This is a genomic window from Streptomyces bobili (assembly GCF_002154575.1).
GTDB lineage: Bacteria > Actinomycetota > Actinomycetes > Streptomycetales > Streptomycetaceae > Streptomyces > Streptomyces bobili.
In genome coordinates this window covers 1-500 of the sequence record NZ_MUBA01000871.1, presented here as the reverse complement: position 1 = coordinate 500, position 500 = coordinate 1, and the positions used below count along the sequence as shown (strand labels likewise).

The 500-nt window shown below is 70.4% G+C and carries 1 pseudogene; it reads right to left on the bottom strand.

Annotation, left to right across the window (positions count from 1 at the left end):
* A pseudogene (locus tag BZL64_RS40065) lies at window positions 1-500 on the bottom strand (hypothetical protein); the annotation flags it as partial.

The window sequence follows — 500 nt, the reverse complement described above, 5'->3', positions numbered from 1 at the left end:
CGCCCTCGCGGGACTGGACGATCACGGCGTACACGTCACCGACGGCGATATGGGCGAACCGCACCTGCTCCGGGCCGTACGGCTTGATCTCGGCGTAGGAGGTCTGCTCGACCCCCGACACCGTGGCCCGCTCCGGGAACGCCTCGTCGTACTCGACCTCTGCGGCGCCCCGCACCTGATGGGTGGGGGGCACGAACGCGACGGCCTCGGTCGCGATCAGCTTGTCCACGACGGCCGCCGTGTTGAACTGAAGCAGATAGACGCGGGTCCGGGTCCCGTCCTGAGTCGTCCAGCCGCGCGCCGCGATGTGCCGCAGACCGTGGTCGAGGAGCTTCTGGCCCAGTTCCTCGCGGTCCTCCTTCTGCTCGAACTCGGCGAGGTAGTCCTCCGTGGTCAGCCAGCCGTCCGAGCCGCGAAGGGCCTTGTTCTCCGTGGCGCCCTCGGGGGCCGGCAGCAGGAGTGCTCGCAGGTCGGCGTGGTGGGTGCCGGCCGGGTTCGTC